The 3,015-nt window shown below is 56.7% G+C and carries 8 protein-coding genes and 1 tRNA gene; 3 read left to right on the plus strand and 6 right to left on the minus strand.

What is annotated here, in order from left to right; all coding sequences use genetic code 11:
• The first annotated feature begins 83 nt into the window (after window positions 1-83).
• Window positions 84-158, plus strand: a tRNA-Val gene (locus tag ABJK70_RS22705).
• 192 nt (window positions 159-350) lie between these two features.
• Here the strand turns inward: ABJK70_RS22705 and ABJK70_RS22710 are convergent.
• From ABJK70_RS22710 to ABJK70_RS22720, 3 genes are all read right to left on the minus strand, one after another.
• Window positions 351-545: a hypothetical protein gene (locus ABJK70_RS22710; protein ID WP_139840958.1), complete on the minus strand. Its 195-nt coding sequence runs from the start codon at window positions 543-545 to the stop codon at window positions 351-353.
• Window positions 546-620: 75 nt separating this feature from the next.
• Window positions 621-782, minus strand: coding sequence for a hypothetical protein (locus ABJK70_RS22715; RefSeq protein ID WP_156881934.1), 162 nt, complete (start codon window positions 780-782; stop codon window positions 621-623).
• A gap of 11 nt (window positions 783-793) precedes the next feature.
• A complete protein-coding gene (locus ABJK70_RS22720) occupies window positions 794-1,009 on the minus strand; it encodes a hypothetical protein (RefSeq protein WP_086132749.1) in 216 nt (71 codons plus the stop codon).
• 257 nt (window positions 1,010-1,266) lie between these two features.
• On the opposite strand from ABJK70_RS22720, the gene ABJK70_RS22725 reads away from it, so the two are divergent.
• Entirely contained in the window at window positions 1,267-1,401 is a 135-nt protein-coding gene (locus ABJK70_RS22725) for a hypothetical protein (RefSeq protein ID WP_276205406.1), read from the plus strand.
• Window positions 1,402-1,470: 69 nt separating this feature from the next.
• Here ABJK70_RS22725 and ABJK70_RS22730 read toward each other — a convergent pair whose 3' ends face one another.
• Window positions 1,471-1,890, minus strand: a complete 420-nt coding sequence (locus ABJK70_RS22730) for a hypothetical protein (RefSeq protein ID WP_077731396.1) — start codon at window positions 1,888-1,890, stop codon at window positions 1,471-1,473.
• A gap of 205 nt (window positions 1,891-2,095) precedes the next feature.
• Here ABJK70_RS22730 and ABJK70_RS22735 point away from each other — a divergent pair, with 205 nt between their 5' ends.
• A complete protein-coding gene (locus tag ABJK70_RS22735; RefSeq protein WP_077731397.1) occupies window positions 2,096-2,320 on the plus strand; it encodes a hypothetical protein in 225 nt (74 codons plus the stop codon).
• Here the strand turns inward: ABJK70_RS22735 and ABJK70_RS22740 are convergent.
• Together ABJK70_RS22740 and ABJK70_RS22745 are read right to left on the minus strand one after the other, a co-directional pair.
• Window positions 2,293-2,424 (minus strand): hypothetical protein, encoded by a 132-nt coding sequence (locus tag ABJK70_RS22740; RefSeq protein ID WP_276205407.1) that lies wholly within the window; start codon window positions 2,422-2,424, stop codon window positions 2,293-2,295. The genes ABJK70_RS22735 and ABJK70_RS22740 overlap by 28 nt on opposite strands.
• Before the next feature lie 16 nt (window positions 2,425-2,440).
• Window positions 2,441-2,788: a hypothetical protein gene (locus ABJK70_RS22745; RefSeq protein ID WP_347259225.1), complete on the minus strand. Its 348-nt coding sequence runs from the start codon at window positions 2,786-2,788 to the stop codon at window positions 2,441-2,443.
• Window positions 2,789-3,015 lie beyond the last annotated feature (227 nt).

Raw genomic sequence — 3,015 nt, forward strand, 5'->3', positions numbered from 1 at the left:
TCTTTAACGGCTTAGACACGCCCTACCGGGCATTGACAGCCGCGGCGAAAATTGTGATCTTTTCAAGGAACCGATCGACCGGCGGGCGGTTAGCTCAGCGGGAGAGCACTGCCTTCACACGGCAGGGGTCGCAGGTTCGAACCCTGCACCGCCCACCATAGATTCAATAACTTAGATCAGATTCCCGGTACTCGGCAGGGGTGAGCACTCAAAAAGTACTCAAATCCACTTCTAAAGACCCCTGCTTCCCAGGCTCCAAAAATGCCACGGTGACGACCATTTGATTTCGCCACGGCAACAAAAAACCCGGCCGCTTTCGCGAACCGGGTTGTCGCTCGAAGGTTTCCCGTTCAGGATCGGCAAGCGGCAAGCTCCCGCTCAGAATCCCGGAGTTCCTTAATCAGTTCGCCGGCCTTTTGGACTCGCTGCGCGATGTCGCGGATTACGTAATAAAGTCCGCTAATCGCTGGCGCGTACTCGATTAAAGCGGGGTTACCCCAGGCGCCGATGATTCGATCAATCGTCGGCGGGTTTTGGCGTATCACGCAAAAGCTCTTTTATGCTCTCCAGGAAATCAGCGGATTCCAACAACCTGTTTCGCGCCACTCCAACGATTTCCGCTAGCCCGTGCCCCTTTCAACGTCTGGCAAATCCATGGTTCGCTCAGCCTCAGCGTGTGCAACATAATCGTCTATTGCAGCACCGACAACGGCCAGCATGGTACTTGTCATGACCAGCGTGTGCGCCACGGCTTGGCATTCGGATTTGAGCGATGCTTTCATGAGTTCCCCCTTCAATCTGATCCCACCGGTTCGAATATCAGCTTTTCGGCCCGCTCGATCCGGGAATCGACTTCATCGAGCAGCTTGTTTGCTCCGAAAACCGTTGTCTGCGTCCAGCCGTCGGACGCTGCAACTGCCGATCGCAACAAATCGAGCATGGCCCGCGCCTCTTCCAGCGCATCAGCCGTGCTTGCGGGGTCGTGGGTGGTGTGGGATTCGTTTGACATGGTGAATTGCTCCAGTTGAACGAGCGCCACCAGAATGAGGGTGGCACGGCCTCAACTACAGCACACAGACTGCTCGGCTTATTCGTCCGGTTTCCCGGCTTATCTCACCGTATCGACCGCACCATAAATCGGTGCTCGCCTTTCGCAAGGCGCAAAAAAACCGCAAGGCTTACGGGTTCGGGGTCCGCTTTCTGTTTAGTAGTGCGTCCAGCAGACGCCGGGCGGGTCGGGGGAGTCAAGGTCCGCTGAAAAGACCTTTGAAATCAACAAACGTCGGTAAGATCGGCGGTCGCATCGAGCATCCACCCGAGCTGCGCCGCGAAAAGCGCGCGCCACGCTTTGCGGTCCACTCCTACGAACATGCGCGGGCGATGATGACTCAGGACATGTAGGACCTATACGACGTATAGGTCCTAGTTCACTGTTCCGTCAAGAAGTTGATGGTCAGCTCGGACCGCTGGTTAATCCGACTTCCAGGTGATCTGCGTGATGGCGTTCATGTCCTCGAATTTGTCGTCGTGGCACGACGGGGTCGAACTCGTCAGCGACAACGTGTGCGTGTCCTGCGACGTGACGAAGCTCATGTGGAGACTCCCTGACCCCATTCCCTTTGGCCCCTGGCCGAAGACATAAATGGCCGACTTGCGGGCGATCCCGTCGAAGTACTGGTAAACGATCGACATGACACACGCCCCGTTGTTGCCAACGATGATCTGGGACAGGTCGGTGGTGCCGTTGATCGACACCTGTGAGCCGTTGGGGTCGCCCAACGGCAGATTGCCGTAGGCCGTGCCCGACGTTTTCCCCGCGTCACTTGTGGTGAACTCGTACACCTGCGTGTTGATGGAACCACATCCTGTCGGATTGGTGTTGCTGCTCATGGTCATTCTCCTTTTCTTTTTCATAGATCCCGCCCGTCACCTTAGCCGGGCTACCGCTTGCAATTTATCACCCAACGGAGGGAGCGGTCCTTTCAGCCTAGGCCAGAATCGGTGGAATGCAAGGTTCGGCACGGTTGAATGATTCCGTGACAGAATCAAATGGTCGGGATAGACTGATTCCGTCACGAAATCACAAGGTACGAACATGACACGCGGAGGGAAGCGGTCCGGCGCCGGCCGGAAACGGAAATGGAACTGCGAGACGGTCACCATGCGGGTGCCGGCGCATTTGGTCGGCGAGATTCAGGCATTCATCGAGCAGCGCATGGGTGAAGCTCACAAGGGGCCCGACAACCCGCCCGCACCCGAACCGTTGGAACTGTGGCAGGGCGATAAACGATGTCAGGCGGCCACGTCCGGCGGCAGATGACGAATGAATTTCTCGAACAGCGCATCCCAATCGGTGGGCGGCGGCTCGACGTTTTGCAACGACCGCGCGGCCTCCAGGCGCGCCAAGCGCTGTCTTAGGTTCATCGATGAATTCCTCCCATCATGCCCGCCCCAACGCCAGGTCCAATTCGCGCGGCGAGAGATTGAGCTTTTCGCGCATTGTCTTATCGCTGTCGCCGGCTGCACTCAGGGCAGTCACTTTTTCAACGAGTTCGCAATGCGCTTTCTCTTCCTGAAGATCGATCACACGATTTGCAGCAAACCCCACGGCCTGAGCAAGCGGGGTCAGTTCGTCGGTCAACTGCTTCAGCACCCGAGGCATGGCATCTACGATCGCCGCCAGTTCAAGCCGGCGCACGACAAGGCTTTGCAGGTCGATTTCGTTACCGGCCTTGATCGCCGCATAGACGGCGCCTTCAACTTGCGTCAAGGTCGGCTTGGCACGCATCGAGGAACGAAACCGCTCGTTTGAGAATGGCGTAGTGTTCCTGACGCGCCTTCATTGCTTCTTCGTGCCTGGCTTCGGCTTCGGCGATACGCTCATCAAATTTGTGGTCGGTGATTTTTAAACCTCGTTTTGGTCATAAGCCTCTGTACAGGCGCTTGAGAATCTCAAGGGCCCGAGTCAGATACCTAAGTGATGAATCGGGATTTGGATTGATCGTATTGGCTTAA

The sequence above is a fragment of the Methylocaldum sp. genome (genome assembly GCF_039794385.1).
Taxonomy (GTDB): domain Bacteria; phylum Pseudomonadota; class Gammaproteobacteria; order Methylococcales; family Methylococcaceae; genus Methylocaldum.

Bases quoted from the DNA above. Each gene is read 5' to 3' on its own strand.
- ABJK70_RS22745 (WP_347259225.1), bottom strand. From the start codon at position 2,788: ATGCGTGCCAAGCCGACCTTGACGCAAGTTGAAGGCGCCGTCTATGCG.
- ABJK70_RS22720 (WP_086132749.1), bottom strand. From the start codon at position 1,009: ATGTCAAACGAATCCCACACCACCCACGACCCCGCAAGCACGGCTGAT.
- ABJK70_RS22730 (WP_077731396.1), bottom strand. From the start codon at position 1,890: ATGAGCAGCAACACCAATCCGACAGGATGTGGTTCCATCAACACGCAG.
- ABJK70_RS22740 (WP_276205407.1), bottom strand. From the start codon at position 2,424: ATGAACCTAAGACAGCGCTTGGCGCGCCTGGAGGCCGCGCGGTCGTTG.
- ABJK70_RS22735 (WP_077731397.1), top strand. From the start codon at position 2,096: ATGACACGCGGAGGGAAGCGGTCCGGCGCCGGCCGGAAACGGAAATGG.
- ABJK70_RS22715 (WP_156881934.1), bottom strand. From the start codon at position 782: ATGAAAGCATCGCTCAAATCCGAATGCCAAGCCGTGGCGCACACGCTG.